This is a genomic window from Okeania sp. SIO3B5 (assembly GCF_010692555.1).
Taxonomy (GTDB): domain Bacteria; phylum Cyanobacteriota; class Cyanobacteriia; order Cyanobacteriales; family Microcoleaceae; genus Okeania.
On sequence record NZ_JAAHHG010000124.1, the window covers coordinates 1 to 23,413 of the forward strand.

Consider the following 23,413-nt stretch of genomic DNA (forward strand, 5'->3'; position numbering starts at 1 on the left):
AATTCGTATGGGGATAGATTTAATACCATTTTTGATGTTGTAAATTATCTTTTTCGTCAAATAGACTTTATTTGAAAGTTTATTTATGATTCTTATTATTCGTAACATTCTTTTTTCAAAATGGTATTAAAGCCTCCCCTTTTAAGAAAAAAAAAAGAAATAATATTTCCTCATATTCAATCCTCTCGGTTTTAACCAGAGGTAATTATCAATTATCAATTATCCATTATCAATTAATGAATCCCTACTCCCTTTATTTTTGAGTAAATGCCCAAACCCCATCCCAGTTTTTGGGCACGCCAGTTACAGTTAATTTATCCATTCTTTCTAGATAAAGTTGAGCTGTTTTATCTGAAGAATTAATGGCTAATACTTTCTCAAAATAATCTTTGGCAGTAACAAGATCTCCTAAACGATAAAACTCTATACCCAATGCAAAATCTGCTTGAGTTTTTAATTTTAATTCTCGCATATAATCAATTTCTCCATCTAGAACTTCATAAACATTAATAGCTTTATCTCTACCTTTGACAGATGCACGGTCTAAAAATCTAATTTGATATTTTTCTGTATCTTTCAAACTCTGAAAAACTGATTCAGAAATTAATAAAGAAACTCCGTAATATTTAGTTAAACTTTCCAAACGAGCTGCTAAATTCACATGATCGGAAAGTGCATCTCCTGACATTCGATTTGGCTCTCCCACAATACCAACCATGATAAAACCTACATGAATGCCAATTCCTACCTTAATTGGAGGAAAACCCTCTGCCTGTTGAGTCTGATTATATTCTTGTAATTTCCGAAGTTTACCTATAGCAGCTTGCAACGCATCATCAGCGCCATCAGGAAATACTGCCATAATACCATCTCCCATAAACTTAATAATTAAACCATTCCGGTCGCGAATTTCTGGGGAAACTTGTTGTAAATAACTATTGACAAAAGCAAAAGTTTCTTGAGGTGTCATGTTTTCAGATATAGTAGTGAAAGAGCGAATATTAGAAAATAAAATTGCCATTTCCTTGCTCACACGATCCCCTAACTTCACATCAAGAATATTTTCTTTTGATAGTAATTTGACATATTCCTGAGGGACAAAACGTTCGTAAGAATTAGTAATTTTTGATAATTGAATATGGGTTTTAATCCTAGTTAATAATTCATCTTTAGAAAAAGGTTTAGTCAAATAATCATTGGCTCCAAATTGGAATCCCATGACTAAATCGGCGACTTGATTTTTAGCAGTTAACATTAAGATGGGTAACTTTTGGGCCGGATATTCTTCCCGAATTTTAGCACATACTTCATAACCAGATATCTGAGGCATCATCACATCTAGCAAAATCAGATCAATATTCTGATGAGTCTCTAAAGCAGCTAAAGCTTCTTTTCCATTGAATGCTTGAGTAACTTGATAGTTATTTGCTTTTAAGTGATTACTTAAAACTTGAAGATTTATAGGTTCATCATCAACAATTAAAATATGAAAGTTACTATTAGCAAGGTCGGTTTTCAGAGCAGTAATTTCTTGAGGTGTTTCTACTGGATCTACAAGATAACGAATACTATTGATGGTGGAAGTAGTGGAAGTTTCTGTTACAGATTCTTGTGAAATTGGTAGGGTAAAGTAAAATTTGGAACCAACACCAACTTCAGACTCTACCCAGATATGACCGCCGTGGAGTTCAACTAATTGTTTTGTGACTGCTAACCCTAAACCTGTACCGCCATATTTTCTGGATGCTGAACCTTCTGCTTGTTCAAAAGATTGAAATATTCGGTCTAGTTTATCGCCGGGAATACCAATACCAGTATCTGAGACTACGATCCTCAGTTCTTGAGATTGCTCTATATTTTGATTGGAGTATTCTCGGGCCTGAATTTGCTGATGGGGGTTTATAGAATTGTTGCTAATTACTTCTGCCAAAATTTCGACCTTACCAGACTCAGTAAATTTAATAGCATTGCCAATTAAGTTATAGAGAATTTGTTGTAAACGGTTTTCATCAGCATAGACGGGGGGTAAATCTTTGGGAATATTATTTACTAATTGCAGATATTTATTTTTGCTGACCAAAAATTTATTCAAGCTAACTACTGTCTCTACTACTCCATAAATATTAATAGCTTTGATTTGTAATTCTAATGTATGGTGTCTGATTTTAGAGAAGTCAAGAATATCGTTCACAAGATTAGATAGACGACGGGCACTAGAAACCATCATGCTTAAGTTAGATTGAATGACTGAATTTAGTTGTGTTTTATCTCCATCTAAAAGAAATTCGCCAAGACCAATAATACTATTGAGGGGAGTTCGGAGTTCGTGGGAGGTGTTGGCTAAAAATTCGTCTTTGAGGTGGTCTAATTGTTTTAGTTGTTCGTTTTTTGCCTCTAAGCTTTGAAAGGAATTTTTGAGTTGGTTGGCCATTAGATCAAAAGAGTTAGCAAGTTCACCTACTTCGTCGCGACGGTGAATATTAAGGGTGTTTTCCCAGTGCCCTGTAGCAATTTCTTTCGCAGCAGTATTAATTTGTAAAATTGGTTGAGTAACCCAGTGAGTAGTGGCTATTCCTACTAATATAGATATCATCAAAGCACTAAAACTTAATAAAATACTGGTCTTGGTGTTGGCATTGATTTGTACCATGAAGTCATTTTCAGGAACGACTACAACAACTAACCAATCAATACCTTTATCATCTTTAAGTGGCATGACTCTGGTATAGTACCAAGCTCCATCAATTAAAAATTTGAATTTGCTATCGCTATCAATATTTTTAAAATCACCAAAATGTTCTTTTAACTGTTGGACAGTAGCGCTGAGTGTAGGATCATTACTTTCAATGGCAGGTAGACGTTCGATCTTCCGCTTTTTGCCTTCTTCAGTAATGATAAATGGTGTCTTAATTTGAGAGCTGACTACTAAATCTCCCGATCGCTCCATAATAAAGCTCTGTCCGTTAGCGCTGATATATAAGTTACTCAGGAAATTTGTGATTTGCACGAGGGTTGTTTTATTTGAAAGAACTCCCACGAACTGCCCACTTGAGTTGAAAATAGGTCTGACTGCTGATATATCTAAGGAAGTATTTTCACGGGAAAAGGAGGAAAAAATTGGACTCCAGGTTGGTTCACCTAGCTCCTTTGCTGCTTTATACCATGGACGAACACGAGGATCGTAAGCTTTTCCTTTTAAATATTCCTTGATGTTACCTTGATTATTCAGTAAATAAGTTTCCCTAATAGGTTGAGTCGCAATATTACGAATTTTAAAAATAATATCTCCATCTTCTAAACGTTCAACCCCAATAAAATCTCCTTCTTCATTGCCAAAGAAGAGATAATCTTCTAAATCTTGTTCTTTTACCACTTGCCAAAAGTAAAGTCTCAGAGCAGCAAAATCATCAACATCTAAATTTTCACTTTCTATGGCATCATTGGTTACTCTTAAAACTTGATAGGATTTGTTTAGATATCCTAAAACGTGCTGTTCAATACCACTGCTAATTTTTTGGGTTAACTGGTTAGCAAGGTTATCAACGGTTTGTCGCCCATTAATCAAAGAAAAATATCCCACTAATCCCACAGCACCAAAGATTTGTAGAACAAAAGGAACAATGAGGACAGTTTTCAGGGGAAGTTTGCTAAACATTTTGCCCAGGTTAAAGAATAGAGGTGTGAACTACCCAATGCTATAGCTATTGCTATAGGATGGGTTTCCATCTTCGCTGGGAATAGCATCTAACAAAACTGATGTTTTACCAGGTGACTTACATTCCCTCAGATTGGCAGTAGAGCTAGTTCCTAACTCCTGTCTTGAGTGCATTTGACATTTGTCGTGCGACGGCAAATTACGCACTCGCAATATCCGCAAGGCTTCATTTTTGATATTGATTGCAGCGTTAATCTCTCTATTATGGGTTGTATGACAATGCTCGCAAGTCCAATTTTTCACATTAGGAGGCAAGCTACCAACTTGATTTAAACAAATATTACAAGTTTGTGAATAAGGCAAAAAACGATCGACTTCTATATAAGTTTTTCCTTCTCTTTCTGCCTTATAACTAAGCATTGTTTCAAACATTCCCCAAGCACCATCACCAATAGATACAGCTAAATTATTGTGTCTTGGTGCGTTACCAGGTGCGTCCTTCTCTGAGGCATAATCACACTGCTTTTTTACCACATTTTTTACAGCTAGATTTTCTACTGCAATTACTTGGTTTTCGTTTACTATCTTGCGGGATAGCTTGTGTAGAAAATCTTCACGGCATCTAGCTATTTTCCCCTGTATTCTAGCTATTTTTATGCGTGCTTTATTTCGGGTATTGCTGCCTTTTTGTTTACGACCTAATTTCTTCTGCTTCCGTTTGAGATTAAGAGCGTGTTTAGCAATATGCTTAGGATTTTTATATTTTGAACCATCTGATGTTACACAAAAATGAGTTAATCCTAAATCAATTCCTATTGCTTTTCCTTCTGCTGATTTTTTAGGATTTACTCGATTGTCTTCAACTAAAACAGAAACAAAATATTTACCATCTGGATTAACAGAAACAGTTACAGTCTTGATTTCCCCTGAAAAATCTCTATGGCGACGATAATAAACTAATCCAATTTTAGGTAGTTTGATGTAGTCATCCTGAAATTCTACATTTTGAGGATAAGTAATAGATTGTCTACCTTTTTTAGACTTAAATTTTGGTAACTTAGCCTGTCTATCAAAGAAATTTTTGTAAGCTGTAGATAAATTTAATGCTACTACTTGGAGACACTGAGAATAAGTATCTGTTTTTAGCCATTCATGTTCTTTTTTGAGTTGAGGAAGCATTTTTTGAATAGCTGCTCTACTGAGACTTTTTCCAGTATCTCTGTAGGTTTGATGGCATAAGTTTAGTGAATAATTCCAAAACCATCTACAACAACCAAAGCTTTTGGTTAAAGCCAATTGCTGTTCTGATGTTGGATAGATTCTATACTTGTATGCCTGACACATTTATCACTTATATACAACAATGATAAAACTTTAACATATACCTTTATGTATTTGCAACTGTATTGATACTGATTGTGATTCATTCCAGCACAAATACTGAACTATGATGTGAGATTTATCACAACATCAAATTAAAAGTCATATGTTTAATCCAAAATTAAACATTAGCTTTCACAAGTAGAACTACTTAAGCTATTCTACTGAAAAAAAATTAAAATTTCCACTTTGTATAGACTACTAATTAGGGTTTGCTGATTAAAATCGTGAATAAGAAAATTGTATCTCACATTCCGCACTTCAATTTGTAACATGGAAATTAGTATAAAATCCGTGGCAAACTTAAGTATTTATACTATATAAATTATCTTCATTTACCTCAATCAAGAGTCAAATTCTCAGTTAAATATTAAGCATAAATACTTACTTAATCCTTGACTCCTATTGACCACTATAATTTACTTTTGACCTTTATACTACATTTTGTGGTGCGGAATGTGGTTTGTATGAATATTCATCAAAATTCATGCTCAACTTTTTTGACTTTTATCCAAAAAAATGCTATTTCCAAAATTTAACTCTACAACATATAAGCTTTTGACTTTTGACTTTTGACTTTTGACTTTTATCTCCGCATAACCATTAAAAAAATTGATCTTTAGTTTTGATCCCAGGAAACTCTGTGTAAGAATGCTTATTAGTTTTGTCTACTTAATTAGAAATTATAAAGTAACCATAAACTATGGAAGCCCTTTATCAATATGCCTGGCTGATTCCACTATTGCCCCTACTTGGAGCAATGGTAGTCGGCCTGGGACTAATATCCTATAGTCAAGCCACAAGTAATTTGCGACGGGGATCTGCAATATTCATAGTCTCCCTGTTAGGAACTGCAATGGTTCTCTCCTTTGCCATCCTCTGGAGTCAAATTAATGGCCATGAAACCTATACTCAAATGTTTGAGTGGGCAGCAGCAGGTAACTTTAAACTCAGTATGGGCTACACCATCGACCATCTGACTGCCCTCATGTTAGTCATTGTCACTACCGTTGCCTTTTTGGTAATGGTCTATACAGATGGTTACATGGCTCACGACCCTGGTTATGTACGCTTTTATGCCTACTTGAGCTTATTTAGCTCCTCAATGTTAGGTCTAGTTGTCTCTCCAAACCTCGTCCAGGTTTATATCTTTTGGGAACTGGTAGGTGTATCTTCTTACCTACTAATAGGTTTCTGGTACGACCGGAAAGCAGCAGCAGATGCTTGTCAAAAAGCCTTCGTTACCAACCGCGTCGGTGACTTTGGTCTGCTATTGGGAATGCTCGGAATTTACTGGGCGACTGGTAGCTTTGAATTTGAAGTCATGGGCGTTCGTCTAGAACAACTGGTAGAAACAGGCGCTCTGAGTGCTGGTTTAGCAACTCTATTTGGTGTTTTAGTCTTTTTAGGACCTGCGGCCAAGTCAGCTCAATTCCCATTGCACGTTTGGCTACCAGATGCGATGGAAGGCCCTACACCAATTTCTGCTCTTATCCACGCAGCGACAATGGTAGCTGCTGGGGTTTTCCTAGTTGCACGGATGTATCCAGTATTTGAACATCTGCCAGTAGTAATGAACATTATTGCTTGGACAGGAGCCTTCACAGCTTTTCTAGGAGCAACGATCGCCATTACTCAAAATGACATTAAAAAAGGTCTTGCCTATTCCACTATTTCCCAATTGGGATATATGGTAATGGCAATGGGTGTAGGAGCTTATAGCGCCGGACTATTTCACCTAATGACCCATGCTTATTTCAAAGCCATGTTGTTTTTGTGTTCCGGTTCAGTTATTCATGGTATGGAAGCTGTTGTCGGTCATAACCCAGTTTTGGCACAAGATATGCGGTTAATGGGTGGACTGCGCAAATATATGCCTGTTACTTCTGCTTGCTTTTTAATTGGTACTCTGGCAATTTGCGGTATTCCTCCTTTTGCTGGTTTTTGGTCAAAGGATGAAATTCTGGGCAGTGCTTTTGGAGCAAACCCCGCTTTGTGGTTGATTGGTTGGGCAACTGCTGGAATGACTGCTTTTTATATGTTCCGGATGTATTTCTCTACTTTTGAGGGAGAGTTCCGGGGTAATGATGAGCAGATTAAACAGCAATTAATGGCTGCAAACTCTACAGGTGAAAAGGTTGAGATGACTCCAGCAGTAGCTTTCGGACCTGGTGCTATGGACCCGAAAGAACTAGAACACGGCCATGATGACCATGACCACGATCACGGTCATCATAGTGACTCTCCCCATGAGTCTCCTATTAGCATGACTTTACCGTTGATGGTTTTAGCGATTCCTTCAATGATTATTGGTTTGTTGGGAACGCCTTTTGCTAATTATTTTGAGCAATTTATCTATGCACCAGGAGAATCTTTGGCAGAGGTGCTAGAGGGACTAGCGGAGTTTGACCTGACTGAATTTTTGATTATGGCAGGTAACTCTGTTGGTATTGCTTTAATTGGCATTACCTTTGCTTCGCTAATGTACTTGAGTCGTAAAATTGACCCTGGTGCGATCGCTGAAAAAATCAAACCTCTTTACAATTTCTCTCTCAACAAGTGGTATCTAGACGACCTGAACGACTTTCTATTTGTTAAAGGTAGTCGTCGTCTAGCACGTCAAGTTTTGGAAGTAGACTACAAAGTAGTTGATGGAGCTGTTAATTTAACAGGTTTTATTACACTTCTGACTGGAGAAGGTTTGAAATATTTAGAAAATGGTCGCGCTCAGTTTTATGCCCTCATTGTATTTGTAGCAGTGTTGGGTTTAGTAGTCTTTTCTGGCGTTTGAATCAGGTTGTAGGTTGTAGGTTTTGGGTAAACTTTTTTACTTTGAACTTATATCATGTCCGGTAAATCAGTTACGATATGTCATTGCGAGGGTCACGAAGTGAAGATGAAGCAATCACAGCACTTTGGGATTACTTCACTCCGCTATCGCTGCGTTCGTAATGACAACTGTTCAACCGGATATGATATTATGAGTAGCTTGGTAAACTTCTTGTTAGTTATAGCAACCGCCAAGTGCAGTTAGGACAATTAGTGCGAGCATCTTGCTCGCGTCATAAATCATCATAATTAGGCGGTTAGGACAATTAGTGCGAGCATCTTGCTCGCGTCATAAATCATCATAATTACCCGACGTCCTAACTATAGTGGCGACTGCTATAAAATCTATTCCCTACTCCCTACTCCCTAATAGCTAGACAGGGATTAGGTCACGGATATACGGATGATGGAATCAGTTAGGTCTTTCTCTACTCCCTACTCCCTACTCCCTATAAAAACTTTAAAAGTGAGAATTAAATACTTATGACTAATTTTCCTTGGTTAACTACAATCATCCTATTTCCGGTAATTGCATCGTTGCTAATTCCGATTATTCCGGATAAAGACGGCAAAACGGTAAAGTGGTACGCCTTAATTATTGGATTAATTGATTTTGCTATTATCATTTCTGCCTTCTGTACTGGATATGACACCAATAACCCAGACCTCCAGTTGGTAGAAAGTTATGCTTGGGTGCCACCACTAGACTTAAATTGGTCAGTGGGAGCTGATGGTTTATCCATGCCACTAATTATCCTGACTGGCTTCATCACAACTCTGGCAATTATGGCAGCGTGGCCTGTAACTTTTAAGCCAAAGCTGTTTTATTTCTTAATGTTGGTCATGTACGGCGGTCAGATAGCTGTGTTTGCTGTGCAGGATATGTTGCTATTTTTCCTAGTTTGGGAATTGGAGTTAGTACCAGTTTACTTAATTCTTTCCATCTGGGGTGGTAAAAAACGGTTGTATGCAGCAACTAAGTTTATTCTTTATACCGCAGGTGGTTCGCTGTTTATTTTGATAGCAGCGTTAGCAATGGCGTTTTATGGCGATACTGTTACTTTTGATATGAGGGCAGTTGCTGCAAAAGATTACGCTCTGAATTTGCAACTATTGTTATATGGAGCGTTTTTGATTGCCTATGCTGTGAAGTTGCCAATTTTCCCATTACATACCTGGTTGCCTGATGCTCACGGGGAAGCAACTGCACCCGCTCATATGTTGCTAGCAGGAATTCTGTTGAAAATGGGTGGTTACGCTCTGTTGCGGATGAATGCAGGAATGTTACCTGATGCTCACGCAGTGTTTGCTCCTATTTTGGTGATTTTGGGGGTTGTCAATATTGTCTATGCCGCTTTGACTTCTTTTGCTCAACGAAATTTGAAGCGGAAAATTGCTTATTCCTCAATTTCTCACATGGGTTTTGTGTTGATTGGTATTGCTTCGTTTACCGAAATTGGTCTGAGTGGAGCTGTACTGCAAATGATTTCCCACGGTTTAATTGGGGCGAGTTTGTTCTTTTTAGTGGGAGCTACTTATGACCGTACCCATACTTTAATATTGGATGAAATGGGTGGTGTCGGTCAAAAGATGAAGAAGGTGTTCGCTATGTGGACGACTTGTTCCATGGCTTCTTTGGCGTTACCTGGAATGAGTGGGTTTGTAGCTGAAGTGATGGTGTTTATTGGTTTTGCTACCAGTGATGCTTATAATCCAACTTTCAAAGTGTTGGTAATATTCTTGGCTGCAGTGGGAGTGATTTTGACTCCAATTTATCTGTTGTCAATGTTGCGGGAGATTTTGTACGGCCCTGAGAATAAGGAGTTGGTAGAACATGAAGTTCTTAGGGATGCTGAACCCCGTGAGGTGTATATTATCGCTTGTTTGTTGGTGCCCATTATTGGTATTGGTTTGTATCCCAAAATTGTGACTCAGATTTATGATGCGACGACAGTACAGTTGACAGCGCGGTTGCGAGATGCTGTACCAACGTTGATTGAATCTGGGGAGGTGGCGTTGAATAGTGAGTCTGAGTTGATGCGTGCGCCTGCGATTAAGTAGTAAAACTTTTAGAGTGCGTTAATAAACCGGGTTTATCAAGGAAATTTAGTGGTTTGAACCACAATACCATGACCATAAACCCGGTTTCTTGGTTGCTTTGCGTAAGTCGTGCTGATGAAATTGGTATAATTAATATAGCACTAAGAATTACAGCGCTTTTCAGACAAATGAACCACATCGTCACCATCAAAACCTTGTAGGGACGTTCCATGGAACGTCCCTAATGTGGTATATCTACATGAAAACTGCTGTAAGGTTAGGACATTTCTAAATCCCGTTTGCACAGCATGACCTAGGAAAAGCCTTTAAAAGTCCCCTGTTCCCTGTTCCCTAGCGCGTAGCGCTATAACTGAAATGACAGTCACCATACCTATTAACAAAATTGAGCTTCACCCAGGTAGTCTCATTACCCTAAATGACTTAACCTGGGAACAGTTTGAAGCATTTCTAGAAGAAAAAGAAGCTAACGGAATCAAGACACGAGTCGCTTACAGTCAAGAAACTTTAACCATTATGTCTCCTCTTCCTGCCCACGAACGATCGCACCGAATTATTAGTGATATTGTGAAAGTATTGCTGGATAGTCAAGAGCGAGACTGGGAAGAGTTCGGTTCAACAACCTTTAGGAAAAAAGCTAAAAAAGTCGGTCTAGAACCTGATACTTGTTTTTATATCCAAAACGCTCAAAAAATGCGCTCTCGAATGAGGATAGATTTGACTGTAGATCCACCTCCAGATTTAGCTATTGAGGTAGATGTCACATCCAAAACTACTCTTGATGCTTATGAAGCTTTAGCAGTTCCAGAATTATGGATTTATACTGAAGAAAAATTCACGATTCAGGTCTTTACCGATGGATTATATGTAGAATCATCTATCAGTCCTACTTTTCCCAATTTACCTATTTTAGAATTAATTCCTAATTTAGTCAACCAGGTATTAACGATGGGTAGCAGTAAAATGCTAAGAGAGTTGAGGAAGAAAATGAGTTAGAGTTCAGTAGTAGACTAACACAAATAAAACTGTTTGTAGATACATGGGTATGGTTAACTCTGCACGATAAAAATGAGTCAAAACATCAGGAAACTGTAAATTTGTATCGGCATTTCACCTCTCAAAATCAGAGAATTTATACAACAGAATTATGTTTTAGATGAAACTTTTACCTTGTTTTTCAAGAGACTACATCCTGCTCTTGCAAGTCAGTCTATGAAATTGTTGATAGAGGTGTTTAAGGCAGAAAATTTTAATCTGGTTTGGATTACAGAATAGCGCTTTTTTAAAGCACAAGAATTAAGGATTAAGTTTGTAGATAAACCTCTAATTTCATTTACTGACTTAACTTCAATGGTGGTAATGAAAGAATTTGGTATTGAATATGTTTTAACGGGAGATGCTCATTTTATTCAAGTTGGTATGGGATTTCAAAAGATACCTCAATAATTAATAATTGTTTTTATTAAAATATTGCGCAATAGTAAATTAGTGCTGATCTCTGTTCCCTCTTTTCTTATGAATGACATCAAACTACATGACACTGTAGCTTTAACAGAGAATATGAAAACTACACAATTTTTGACTGATAAAGAAATAATATTACCGAGAGGTAAAGTAGGAACTGTGGTAGAAATTTACGATCGAGGAAAAGCTTTTGAAGTAGAATTTGCTAATAAAAATGGGCAAACTTACACATTGATATCCCTCGAACTTGAAAAACTAATATTGCTGCATATAGACTGTTCCAATCTAACATTTTGAATGACGTAAATATCTATTATCTGTGATATCAAATCCGTCGCTAAACTATTGAATGACAAACACTTGAGATTATTCAAATCCGGTAGTATCGGTATAAATAAACAGACATAATTTTTTGTATAATTTATTTCAGATTTGGTCTACTGCTTTTTGTTTTAATCACCCAAAGAAGTGGTGATAAATCCCTTTTGCTGCTTCAACAGCTATGTCTCCTACTTGCCCAAACATAATTTCCTTGATGCTCTGATTAATTTCATCAACTTTTGCAGTATTGCCCTTTGCTTCATATAAATTTTTAGCTTTCTCTAGTGCTTTTATAGCTTCTTGTTGCTCACCTTTCTTTTTCAAAATATCTCCTAATACTTCATAAAACCAAGGATACTTTGAATCAAGCTGAATTGCTTTTTTGACTTCATTAAGCGCTTCATCAAGTTCACTTTGATAGCGCAAAGTAGACCCCAAGTTAGCATGGAATACTGCTTTATTAGGGGCTAAGTAAATTGCTTGTTGGTAAGCTGTTATAGCCTCCTCTGGTTTATTGTCATTAAACAAAACATTTCCTAGCCTATTATAGAGCATTGAATCGTCAGGATTAAGCTGAATTGCTTTTCGATACTCAACAATTGCTTCATCTAGCTTATTTTGTTTATAAAAAACATTTCCTAAAAAGTTGTGAAATCTAGCTTCGTTAGGATTGAGGCGAATTGCTTTTTGATAAGCAGCGATCGCTTCGTCTAGCTTTTTTTTATTATAATAAGCATTCCCTAAATTACTTTGAAGCCATGCGTCATTAGGATTTAAACGAATCCCTTCCTGGTATTTTTCAATCGCTTCGTCAATCTTTTTTTGATCCCTAAAAACATTTCCCAAGCCGTTATAAGCTCTCGCCAATGTTGGATTGAGGCGAATCGCTTGCTTATATTTAGTAATTGCTTCCCCTAATTTCTTTTGCTGCCATAGAGCATCTCCTAAGTTAGTGTAAGCTACTGCATCTTTAGGATTGAGACTGACTGCATTTTCAAAAGCAAGGACTGCTGCCTCTATACTATTTTCCTGTTTTAGTTCTAGAAGAGCCAAACCCAAGTTATTGTATGCGTATGCCAATTTGGGATTAATCCGAATAACTTCCTGGTAGGAGGCGATCGCTTCCTCAACATTACCCAATTCTCTCAAAGCATTTCCTAAATTAGTATGAGCATCTATATTCTTAGGATTCAGCCGAATTTGTTCTTTATAACGCTCTATTGCCTGTTTAAATTCTTCTACAGCATCCTCATTCTTACCTATTTGCTTCTGTACTTGCGCTAAACCGTGGCGAGAAACAGTATCGTTAGGATTGAGGCGAATTGCTGTCTCATAGGAGGCGATCGCTTCGTCTAAATTTCCTTTTGCAAATAAAACATTTCCCAAACTTTGATGAAGACATACAAGACTAGGATTAATATCAATACCTTTTTTCAACTCAGTAAGCGCCTCATCTAACTTCCCTTGAGCATGAAAAGCGCATCCCAAATTATTATAAATAACTGCTTGATTAGGTTTTAGGGAAAGGCTCTCGTTCCATGCTTCTATTGCTTCCTCTAGCTTATTTTGAGTGTACCGTATACAGCCCAATCCACCAAAAGCTTCTTCATTGTAGGGATTGAGTTGAATAGCTTTTTTGCACTCAATAGTTGCTTCTTCTAGCAAACGCCTCCGGAAAAGAAAACTACCGAACTTAGCACGAGCGTCTGCATCTTTAGGATTACGTTTTATAGCTTCTCTAAGCTTTATCTCGGTTACTTTCGACTCAGTTTCTGCTTCTTCTAACAATCCTTGTTCTTCTAAAACATTCTTTAAGAAACTATGTGCATAACCATCATCGGGATTGTGTTCAATTGCTTCTCTAAATTTAGCTATTGCTGCATCTATTTTACCTTGACTATATAACACGTTGCCCCAATCTCTATAAGCTTCAGCCAAATTTGGTTTAAGGCGAATTGCGTTTCGATACCGTTCAATAGCTGCTTCCAATAAATTTTTATGTTCTAAAGTATCCCCTAATCCCTTGTGTGCTTCTGCAAACTCTGGTTTGAGGTCAAGAGCTTTTTGATAAGCAGTGCTAGCTTCTTGCACTTTATTTTTGGTATATAAAGCATCTCCTAAATCTTTATAGACTTCCGCACTAATGGAGTCCTTACTAATAGCTTCCTTATACAAAGCGATCGCTTCATTAAGTTTACTTTGCTCTCCCAGTTCATTTCCCAGTTTACGGTAAATTTTAGCTACATCTTCATCTTTGAGAGCCAAAGATTCCTGTAAACTCTTCAACTTCATTTCCACCTTCTCACTCAGAAAGTTCACGGTTAATTTCCTCCCTTAAGTAATCTTCAAATATTTGCAAATTTCTCTTATATTGTTGAATAGGTCTTAAAATCTCATCCTCAATTACAGTCGCATCTTCTAGGGATAAACCTAACTCTTCTCGTAGAACATCCAGTTGAGCGCGAGTAACCGTTGAAAATTCCCCATCCGGACACAAAAACTTAACTTCTCGACTATACCTCAATCTGGGATTACGAATGGGTGCTTTAGCAACAGAAATTTCTAATAACTCAGGTTGCACCGAATAAATCTCCGGTTGCATTCTTGGGAAAGCTTCTTTAACTTTTTTTGCAGTATAATCATGTAAATTTTTAATAGAAATTACACTGTCTTCATCTACATCTGCCGCTCCTGTGTTAATTCCTTCAAATAAGTGATGGGTATAAATAGATAAAGGTAATCCTTCTTGCTCAAAGGAAGGTTGAGTTGAGGTAGAAGAAGTAAGAATAACTCGCCCTTTTTCCTGCAACTTTTCCCTAGCCAGCAAACCATCAGCAAATGTCGCACTAAAACAACAATCAAGAATCACCACCTGTTTTTTCAAAGAACTGCTACTCATTATTGAATGTACTGTACTAGCTGACAAAGCCGTTGATTTTAGCAAATTCCCTTGTTCATTGTTCCGAGTAGCACGAGTAGCAAAGTAAAATTCTCCACGCTCCCTAATACCGTGGCATGAAAAATAAAGTAGGGTTATGTCATCTTTTGTCTTTCCTTGAAATAGATTATCAATGGCATCTTCCATCTCAACTGCATCAGGGTTTGGTAAAGTTTTGACCTCATCAAATCCACCTTTGTCTGGGTCAAGTAAAACTTTTCTCAAAGCTTGTATATCATTCAGAGGGGTAAGCAACCTTGGATAACCATTCCCATAATCACTCACTCCAATTAGTAGTGCATATTTTGCCATTAACTTTTAACCTCTAATTATGATGCTATAAGTTTTCCAGCTTTCTCAACCTCCTCTGCAAATTCTTCCCGACTGCGATTAGCAGCTTTAACTGTCCTTTTTTCCTGACCATTGGTGATTGTTATGTCACTTTTCCCATTGGAAGCCTGATGCGCATCCCTACTTATCTCCTTGAGATTAGATAATTCAACTTCTGCTTCTAACAATTCTGGTAGATAGGAACCTGCTTTTCCTCCCTTTTGAGGTGTTGTGTTTTTAATCTCCTTAACTTGTTCTCTTCTTATTTGCATTTCTTTAGAAAATTCTTCTCTTGCCTTATCTAGCTCTTGTTCATCTAGAGTAGGATTATTAAGAGTAATAATTATCCGAACTTTAGACATAATATCTATAATATTTATAATTTTAATTTGCTGTTATAGTCTAGTTTGATGAATCATTATACATGAGATAGATAAAATCAAGACAATAAATTGACAAATTATTTCTTTTATGTTATACGAAACTATATAATTTTTGGTCATTAGCAGTTGCACGCCAAATCTTGATGGTTTTGTCCCTACTACCACTAACAAGTCTCTGAGCATCTGGACTGAAGTTAACAGACATTACCATATCTGAATGACCTTCCAAGGTTTGTAAAACCCCACCATTATGGAAATTCCAAAGCCTAATAGTCTTGTCCTGACTGCCACTAGCTAGAGTCTGACCGTCTGGACTGAAAGTAAGAGAAAAAACTGCCCCCGAATGGCCATCTAAAGTATCTATTAGTTGCCCACTGTCTAAATCCCATTTTTCGATTTTTCCATTTTTACCGCCACTGAAAAGAGCTTTTCCATCAGGACTAAAGGCAAGAGAAACAATCCATTCTAAATTACTGTAAAGAGTATTCTTGAGTTTACCCTGCTTTAGGTCCCAAAGCTTAATCTTACCGTTCGTACTACCACTAGCTAAAATCCATCCATCTAAGTTGAAAGCAACAGAAATTATTTGTTCTCCATGGCGACAAATATGAATTTCTTCCCCTGTACGAATATTCCACAGTCTAATTGTTTGGTCATAACTACCACTTGCCAGAACTTGTCTATCTGGACTAAGAGCAAAGCACTCAATCCATTGTGAATGTCCATTCATAGTGAGAGATTCCATTGGAGTAGAATAGTTATAAAGACTACTTAATAACTCCCCAGTATCTAGATGCCATCGCTTGATTGTCCTATCATAACTAGCACTTAGGAGTGTCTTTTCATCTAGAAAAATTACAGATGCCACATCTTGCAAATGTCCGGTGAGAGTGCGTTGTAGTTTCCCACTTTCCAAGTCCCAAAGTTTGATAGTATTATCCCAACTACCACTAGCTAGAGTTTTACCATCTGGACTGATAGTAACAGAACCAACTCCTTTTTGATGTTCAGCTAGAGAGTAAAGCAGTTGAGGGTTTTGCCAGTTGGGAAGCAGTGGAGATCGTGGTTGCTGTTGCTCTTGGCGCGATGATTTCGATGCTAGCTCCACTGCTCCCTTTAATTTCTTTTGACTTACTTTTACTTTTAATACTTCTTCAAGCTTTTTCCATAATTTAGAAGCTGTATTCTTTAAAGTTCCATAACCCCAACTATACTTTCCTGCTATTTCGGGATACTTCAGATTATTCCAAGTTCCTATAAAAATATCCTTTTCTATATCCTCTAGTGAATTATTATTCTTTTTTAGTAATGACTCAACAAACTCTATTGCCTCTTCAGCGTTTGTCAGTTTATTTTTAGTTCCAGGTGGTTGTGACATTTTATGACTATTTAAGTTTTGCTATTGATATTTTAATGACTTTTGATGTCAAAAAAAAAGACTAGATAAATTACATTTTTAATAGAGCTAAAACTTAGTTCTATTAAAGACATCTAATTTAACTCATAGGGAATTGTTAATCATGCACGAGAACCCTTTCATCAAACACATTAGCATTCGCGAGGAATACCGCGCTAGCCAGTATTTACAGCATAAACTTCAACAACAACAGCAACCAATACCAGGGCTAAACAGTTCTAGTGATGGTGGTGCCAGTAGTCTCGACGATCTAGGTCTTAATCTTGATATGCCCGATATGCCTGATGTGGATATGGATGTTGACCCCGATGCTATGTCTGGTATAGTAGATTTCATAGTAGGCTTAGGCTCCTTCTTTGGCGGCTAGACAAACCAAAGGTCAAATTCCAGATTCTTCGCAATTAATCCGCATAAGAACTTGTTACGGTTCTTGAATTTAGACTTGGTATTAGTTTTTTTTCAAAGTCCTAATAACTAAAATCTTGTAGGGATTTTCTATGGAAAATCCCTACTATTTCATGTTTATTCAACTATTCGGGAGGCATTGCAGTAGTGTAGTTTTTAACTATCTACCGCCTGCCTCGTTTGCTATACTGAATGGTAAGTTTTCATTTCTAACTATTTGTTAAGGAGTTTTCATCCATGTCTTCTAAAGATTTTCAAAATATTGCTGAAATTATAAATTCTACAGGCAATAGAGTTTTAGAATACCTCCAAGAGCTGGAAAAAGGAATGAGTAGTTGTGGAGAGAATAATCAAAAACTTCAGGAAATAAAAAATGAAATCGAATCTGCTCTAAATGCTTTACAAAAACGAAAGTATGAAGTTGCTGTCGTTGCTCCTATGAAAGCAGGCAAAAGTACCTTTTCAAATTCTATGATAGGTGCTGATATTTTAGCTAGTGAAACAGCAGCTTGTACTGTATGTCGCACAGATGTTAAACATATTCCAAAAGGGCAAATTCCTAAACTTTTAGAATACCGAGATGGTCAAAGAAAACCTGTTTTGCTTGCTGAAGGTGAACTTAAAGAAATACAGGCTAGTTTTTTAAGTCGTACTCGTGAAATTAGAAAAAACAATAATAAAGATTTCACTACACGCTTTGAAATAGAGCATCCCATTGAAGCCATTAGTTCATTTTCCTATTTAGCAGGTTTTACGCTAGTCGATACTCCAGGTCCAAATGAATGGGAGTCAAAAAAATTTAAAACAGTTTCACTCAAACAAACTGCTCTAGAGGTATTGCGAAATTGCAATGTAATTTTGTTTGTTTTAGATTACACATCTTGCAAAGATAATGCTGTGTCTGATTTGTTTAAGGAAGTTCTTGAAAAACGCAAAGAACTTTTGGCAACTGAAGTTCAAGACAAAGTTTATTTCATTCTAAATAAGGTAGACCAGAAAACAGAAAAAGACCAGGATATTCCGGATTTTATTGAAGATTTGAAGACCCAAATAACTGAATTTGGTTTTCCTAATCCTAAGATTTACCCTGCTAGTTCTTTCCAAGGACTTTTGGCAAAACTCATTATTAGTAATAAAGCAACAGATGGACAAATTAAAGATTTTAAGAAGTTTTTTAGTGCCAGCTATGCTAGAGAAAATGAAGAGGGAGATTTAATTATTCCTGGACCTAAAAAAATTGCACCTCAAGCTTTAAAAGATAGTGGCATTCCTGCTATTCAAGAGACAGTAATTCAAACTATAATTAAGAATGCTGGCTGGAATTTGTTAAATGATGTTTTGAATAAAATCGATAAATCTGCTAAAGCAATTGAAAATAGTTTACAGGTACAAATAAAAGGTTGGGAGACAGAAATTGAGGACCTGAAGCAAAAAGTTGAAAACTATAAGCTGCGATCGCAATCGGCAAAAAGAAAGGTTGAGGATGTCAAAAAATCTGTCGATCTGGAAAAAAAAGTCTTAGTCCAAGGATTTAGTCAGGGACTGAACTTATTCGCTGAAACTGCCAAAGCAAAGATACAGCAAGAAATAGATGGTATTGTTTCTAGGTCTTCTTCAAAGGTAAAAACTGAAGTTTCAGCGAATAATCAAACTGCTAAGGTTAACCAAAAGCAATCAAACGGTATGAATTTTGCTGATATGTGGCGAACTTTAGGTGAATTTGGTTCCAATGTGTTACAGGCTATTACAGGTCTAAGTTTTATTGGTAAATCAGTGGAATTAGTTTTTGAAGTAACTACCCCTTTGTGGGAAGAATTGGAAAAAGAAGTACCAAACTTCAATAATTACAGTTCAGATGAAACAAAAAAGTCAAGTAGTAGGCTCTACAAAATCAGGTTTAATAGTCAGGATGAAGCAGAAAAAACGGCAGAAACAATCAGTAAGTTTGTGGCTCCCTATATCCAGAGTTGGTGGCTAGATACTCAAGATAAACTTGTCATAGATGGGGGAAAAATTAGGAAAGAATTAGCTTTAAAAATTAAACAGCAAATCCAAGAAATATCTAACGAACTATCTGATTACCTTGGTGCCGATCTACAAGTCCAACTGAACGCTAACGAAATTTTATTTCCTGATTTTGAGTTTCGGGGAATAGATGCCCAAATTAAATATCAGCAAGAAGTATATGAAAGAACTCGCAAAGAAACCAGGTCAGAAAGTAGATGCTGTGCTTCGGATAGGTCTTATGAAGTAGATGTTCCATACAAAGAGAAAAAAGATGTTTATGAAATTGATTTACGGGAGACTGTCAAGTTAATTCACTCTAGAATAGACCAACAAAAAGCTATCAATGAAGAACTATTGAATCGAGTCATTGAAAAGCAGGTAAAAGACGACTTCAAGAGTGCAGAAAAACAAATAAATGATTATATCAACAGGTTTCAATCAGAGTTCGAGCGCGTACTGAATGAACGAGAAACTAGGGAAGTAGAAGTTCCTAAAATTCTAGCCTATCTTGAGAATCAAAAACATAAAATCAATAGTTATTTGGAGAAGTTGGCAGAAATCAAACAGTCGCTCTTAGCTTTGAAATTAGTCAGTTAAGTAAAATCAATGAAGCGATCGCTCCTTCTCATCTACAAGAGGCGATCTCTTACCCTAATATAAAAGTTAAAAAACTTGAGTATTTCTACTTTTTTTCACTCATAGAATAATTGAAAATATATCCTAATCTAGTAATAGATAAATGAAGGAAAATAGGAAACAAAATGGTAATAATGCTATCCTGTTTGGATAATTTTAATTCTATGAAGTCCAGCTCATCACTGATAAAACTTAAAATTCAATTATCTTCTACCTACTACACAATAATATGACAACTGATAAATGATAACTGAAATGACTTACACCTCATCTAAACAACTTAACTTTGAAGAATTTATTGCCCAATACGGCGATAATACACGTTATGAACTAATTGACGGAGAATTAAGAGACATGGAACCCACAGGCCCTCACGAAGCTGTTGCCGGGAGTATTGCTGGTAGAATTTATGTCGAAATTTTTCGTAATAATTTTAATTGGTTAATTCCCAAAAATTGCTTAATCAAACCCCTATATACTGAAACTACAGCACTACGACCTGATGTAATAGTATTAGATAAAATCGAACTTACTAAAGAACCTCTTTGGCAAAAAGAACCTGTAATTTGTAACGGTAGTACCATTAAACTTGTTGTTGAAGTAGTTAGCACAAATTGGCAAGATGATTATGCTAGAAAAGTAGAAGAATATGCTTTTTTAAATATCCCAGAATATTGGATTATCGATTTTAAAGCATTAGGAGGTTTACAATTTATTGGCAATCCTAAACAACCTACTTTCACAATTTGCCAGTTAGTTAATGGTGTTTATCGACAGCAACAATATCGCTTGGGTGAACCGATTTATTCTGATTTATTTCCAAATTTAAAACTGCGACTAGACGACGTTATGCCAACTTCATAATTCTGAAATAAAGCTCGAAATATTTAGCGCGATCGCTCTTTTTCCTTGAAACTATTCTGCAATAATAAATCGGTACTTACGCAAATTTACTCAGGACTTACGCAAAATGTGAAAATATACACCACCTGTAAGGGCGTTTGCGGAGCATTCCGTTAGGAAATGCCATTCGCCCCTACTAGATATGGTGACTGTGCGTAAGTCCTGTTACTGTTAAACCACCATCTGTAGGATCACTATTCGGAGCTTTGTGGAGGGCGAATACCATTTGCGCTCGCTATGTGTAGAGTCTCTGGGTAAGTTCTGATATGAAACTCTTATCTGTTTGGGTTGTATCAGGACTTACGCAAATTCTTAGACAATACGCTATCTATAGGGGGCGAATGCCATTCGCCCCTACCAAATATGGCAGTTATGTGTAAGTCCTGCTATTATTAAACCAATGAGGTCTTTTTCACCCGCACTGGTTCTGGTTAGACTAGAAAAGCTAAATTTCTTTAAGCATCACCCAAACTGGGATAATCTATATATCCTTCTTCACCACTGGTATAAAAAGTATTACGATTATATTTGTTAAGTTCAGCATTCAGAGCAAAACGTTTAGGCAAATCGGGATTCGCTACAAACAGACGACCATAAGCTACGAAATCAGCAGTGTTATTTTGGAGAGCTTCCTCTCCTGTGTCGCGAGTATATCCACCTGCGGTAATAATTGCTCCACCAAATAGCGGACGGAAAAATTTTGCTCCCAAACCTTTACCATCATCTTCAACTGTTACGTTACCTTTGATACGGGGTTCAACAACGTGAAGATAACCTATCCCCAAGCGGTCTAATTCTTGCGCAACATAATTGAAAGTAGCTGTCGGATTAGAATCATGCATATCGTTGAAAGTACTACTAGGAGATAAGCGCACCCCTACTCTTTCTTTTCCCCAAACATCTATTGCTGCTTGCGTCACTTCTAGAAGGAAACGCGCTCGGTTTTCTACCGAACCTCCATATTCATCTGTTCGATGATTGGAATTATCCTGGAGAAACTGGTCAGGTAAATAACCATTGCCAGCATGAATTTCCACTCCATCAAAACCTGCCTCTTTTGCGTTTTTCGCTCCTTGTCGAAACTGCTCAATAATCAGAGGTATTTCTTCTAGTTTGAGTTCTCTAGGAATAACGTGGGGAAATTGTCCATTGGGAAGATCCGCTAAATAATCAGCCGCAATAGAACTAGGAGCGATCGGAATGTCTCCCTCTTCTAGTAAGTCTGGATGAGCAACTCGTCCAGCGTGCCAAAGTTGTAAAAATATTTTGCTACCTTTGTCGTGTACTGCATAATTGTTTGTGCTTTAGCTACTCCACTGGTTATGAAATTTGGCGATTTAAACGAGACAAAGAGGTGTGTGAGGTTAAAGTGAATGGCTCGTTGGTAGCAAATAATTCAGAAGTCCTTCGGCAAGTTTGTTTAGATGGTGCTGGTTTGATTTTAATGCCAACCTGGTTAATTGGAAAAGATATCCGTGGGGGTCTTCTCGAAGCTGTACTTAACGATTTTCAGTTCTATCCCCACATAGATATGGATACAGGTATTTACGCACTTTATCTACCGAATCGTCGTAATTCCTTGAGAGTTGAAACTTTCATTGATTTCTTAATTCAACGTCTTGGTAAGTCACTTCTATGGGAAAATTTTGAACCATAGAAAGTAAAGAAATTTTAATAAATTCTTTAATTCAAGTAACTTTTAACTTTTGACTTTTGACTGTCTTGAGTGCATCTTACATTCTGAGGAAACCTCGCCAATTAGCACTCGCTTTTGACTTCCGTGAAACGGTATTAGCTGATTTTGATTTTCTTGTAAAAAATCTGCTCTAAAAGTCACCTTTAGTGCTACTATAAATTATAAATTCTATTTTATAGTACAGAATAATGAATAGCAAAAACCTAGCAATAACTTTAGCTACAGTTGTTTTTCTAACAGCCTGTGACGTTGGTAACAATAGTCATATTAAACTTAAAAATGATGGCTATCACAGTTCTGGTTATCCTAACTATATAAATCGTAAAAAAGTAGGAATTAAAAATCGTATTCCAACTAATACTAATACCAGTCATGTTGTAAGTTCTTGTAAAGAATTTATGCAATACGAAATGGGAATTCCTAGTAATAGTCAGTGGTATTCAGCAGGAAATATAACTGAATCTACATCTGGTTGGCAATGGCAAGGTTCCGTAGAATTTGATGGGGAACGAAGCAATTTTATTTGCAATCTTGACAACAATGAAGTAACAGCATATTTTCATCAAGAAACTTATCCTGATTATTTTCCCGATCGTTTTTATGGAGGTAGCGATCGCATTAATAAAAGTAATATTAGTGTGGTAAGTTCTTGTAAAGAATTTATGCAATATGAAATGGGAATTCCTAGTAATAGTCAGTGGTATTCTACTCAGAATGTAACTAAAACTGTTGAAGGTTGGCAGTGGCGAGGATCGGTAAATGTTTATGGAGAAAAAAATAAGTTTGTATGTACTGTCGATCCTAATGGAGTTAGAGTCGCCACTAATTTTGAAGACTCTTATAATTATGAATATGAATATAACGATACTTACTAATATAAAATATGGTTGAATACTTATTATATATTTGGGAGATAGGGAGATAGGGAGATGGGGTGATGGGGAGATGGGGAGATGGGGTGATGGGGTGATGGGGTGATGGGGTGATGGGG

At 36.8% G+C, this 23,413-nt stretch carries 16 protein-coding genes and 1 pseudogene; 10 read left to right on the forward strand and 7 right to left on the reverse strand.

Going from position 1 to position 23,413, the window contains the following annotated elements; all coding sequences use genetic code 11:
- Window positions 1-253 precede the first annotated feature (253 nt).
- Together F6K54_RS17960 and F6K54_RS17965 are read right to left on the reverse strand one after the other, a co-directional pair.
- Window positions 254-3,655, reverse strand: coding sequence for a response regulator (locus tag F6K54_RS17960; RefSeq protein WP_293079966.1), 3,402 nt, complete (start codon window positions 3,653-3,655; stop codon window positions 254-256).
- Window positions 3,656-3,685: 30 nt separating this feature from the next.
- On the reverse strand, window positions 3,686-4,999 hold the full coding sequence (locus F6K54_RS17965; protein ID WP_293079969.1) for an RNA-guided endonuclease TnpB family protein: 1,314 nt from the start codon (window positions 4,997-4,999) through the stop codon (window positions 3,686-3,688).
- 739 nt (window positions 5,000-5,738) lie between these two features.
- Here F6K54_RS17965 and F6K54_RS17970 point away from each other — a divergent pair.
- From F6K54_RS17970 to F6K54_RS17990, 5 genes are all read left to right on the forward strand, one after another.
- Window positions 5,739-7,826 (forward strand): NAD(P)H-quinone oxidoreductase subunit 5, encoded by a 2,088-nt coding sequence (locus tag F6K54_RS17970; protein WP_293079972.1) that lies wholly within the window; start codon window positions 5,739-5,741, stop codon window positions 7,824-7,826.
- 521 nt (window positions 7,827-8,347) lie between these two features.
- Window positions 8,348-9,925, forward strand: coding sequence for an NAD(P)H-quinone oxidoreductase subunit 4 (locus F6K54_RS17975; protein WP_293079975.1), 1,578 nt, complete (start codon window positions 8,348-8,350; stop codon window positions 9,923-9,925).
- Window positions 9,926-9,993: 68 nt separating this feature from the next.
- Window positions 9,994-10,125, forward strand: a complete 132-nt coding sequence (locus tag F6K54_RS17980) for a hypothetical protein (protein ID WP_293079978.1) — start codon at window positions 9,994-9,996, stop codon at window positions 10,123-10,125.
- Window positions 10,126-10,279: 154 nt separating this feature from the next.
- Window positions 10,280-10,918: a Uma2 family endonuclease gene (locus F6K54_RS17985; protein ID WP_293079980.1), complete on the forward strand. Its 639-nt coding sequence runs from the start codon at window positions 10,280-10,282 to the stop codon at window positions 10,916-10,918.
- Window positions 10,919-11,437: 519 nt separating this feature from the next.
- Window positions 11,438-11,683 (forward strand): DUF4926 domain-containing protein, encoded by a 246-nt coding sequence (locus tag F6K54_RS17990; protein ID WP_293079983.1) that lies wholly within the window; start codon window positions 11,438-11,440, stop codon window positions 11,681-11,683.
- 159 nt (window positions 11,684-11,842) lie between these two features.
- On the opposite strand, the gene F6K54_RS17995 is transcribed toward F6K54_RS17990, so the two are convergent.
- From F6K54_RS17995 to F6K54_RS18010, 4 genes are all read right to left on the reverse strand, one after another.
- The gene (locus tag F6K54_RS17995; RefSeq protein WP_293079986.1) at window positions 11,843-14,026 is read right to left on the reverse strand and encodes a tetratricopeptide repeat protein; all 2,184 of its coding nucleotides are present in this window, start codon (window positions 14,024-14,026) and stop codon (window positions 11,843-11,845) included.
- Complete coding sequence (locus F6K54_RS18000) at window positions 14,010-14,957, reverse strand: caspase family protein (protein ID WP_293079989.1); 948 nt, start codon at window positions 14,955-14,957, stop codon at window positions 14,010-14,012. The genes F6K54_RS17995 and F6K54_RS18000 overlap by 17 nt, the downstream gene beginning before the upstream one ends.
- A gap of 17 nt (window positions 14,958-14,974) precedes the next feature.
- Window positions 14,975-15,337 (reverse strand): hypothetical protein, encoded by a 363-nt coding sequence (locus F6K54_RS18005; protein ID WP_293079992.1) that lies wholly within the window; start codon window positions 15,335-15,337, stop codon window positions 14,975-14,977.
- Window positions 15,338-15,449: 112 nt separating this feature from the next.
- Window positions 15,450-16,736 (reverse strand): WD40 repeat domain-containing protein, encoded by a 1,287-nt coding sequence (locus tag F6K54_RS18010; RefSeq protein ID WP_293079994.1) that lies wholly within the window; start codon window positions 16,734-16,736, stop codon window positions 15,450-15,452.
- A gap of 142 nt (window positions 16,737-16,878) precedes the next feature.
- Between F6K54_RS18010 and F6K54_RS18015 the strand changes: the two genes are divergently transcribed.
- The 3 genes from F6K54_RS18015 to F6K54_RS18025 all read left to right on the forward strand — a co-directional run bounded on the left by F6K54_RS18015 (window position 16,879) and on the right by F6K54_RS18025 (window position 20,687).
- Window positions 16,879-17,142: a hypothetical protein gene (locus F6K54_RS18015; protein ID WP_293079997.1), complete on the forward strand. Its 264-nt coding sequence runs from the start codon at window positions 16,879-16,881 to the stop codon at window positions 17,140-17,142.
- 275 nt (window positions 17,143-17,417) lie between these two features.
- Window positions 17,418-19,784 (forward strand): dynamin family protein, encoded by a 2,367-nt coding sequence (locus F6K54_RS18020; protein WP_293079999.1) that lies wholly within the window; start codon window positions 17,418-17,420, stop codon window positions 19,782-19,784.
- A 294-nt stretch (window positions 19,785-20,078) separates the two neighbouring features.
- A complete protein-coding gene (locus tag F6K54_RS18025; RefSeq protein WP_293080001.1) occupies window positions 20,079-20,687 on the forward strand; it encodes a Uma2 family endonuclease in 609 nt (202 codons plus the stop codon).
- A 494-nt stretch (window positions 20,688-21,181) separates the two neighbouring features.
- On the opposite strand, the pseudogene F6K54_RS18030 reads toward F6K54_RS18025, so the two are convergent.
- Window positions 21,182-22,003: pseudogene (locus F6K54_RS18030) on the reverse strand (alkene reductase); the annotation flags it as partial.
- Window positions 22,004-22,023: 20 nt separating this feature from the next.
- On the opposite strand from F6K54_RS18030, the gene F6K54_RS18035 reads away from it, so the two are divergent.
- Both F6K54_RS18035 and F6K54_RS18040 read left to right on the forward strand, forming a co-directional pair.
- Window positions 22,024-22,383 carry a LysR substrate-binding domain-containing protein gene (locus F6K54_RS18035; RefSeq protein ID WP_293080003.1) on the forward strand — a complete coding sequence of 120 codons (360 nt, stop codon included), beginning with the start codon at window positions 22,024-22,026 and terminating at the stop codon, window positions 22,381-22,383.
- 227 nt (window positions 22,384-22,610) lie between these two features.
- Complete coding sequence (locus F6K54_RS18040; protein ID WP_293080005.1) at window positions 22,611-23,297, forward strand: hypothetical protein; 687 nt, start codon at window positions 22,611-22,613, stop codon at window positions 23,295-23,297.
- Window positions 23,298-23,413: the final 116 nt, after the last annotated feature.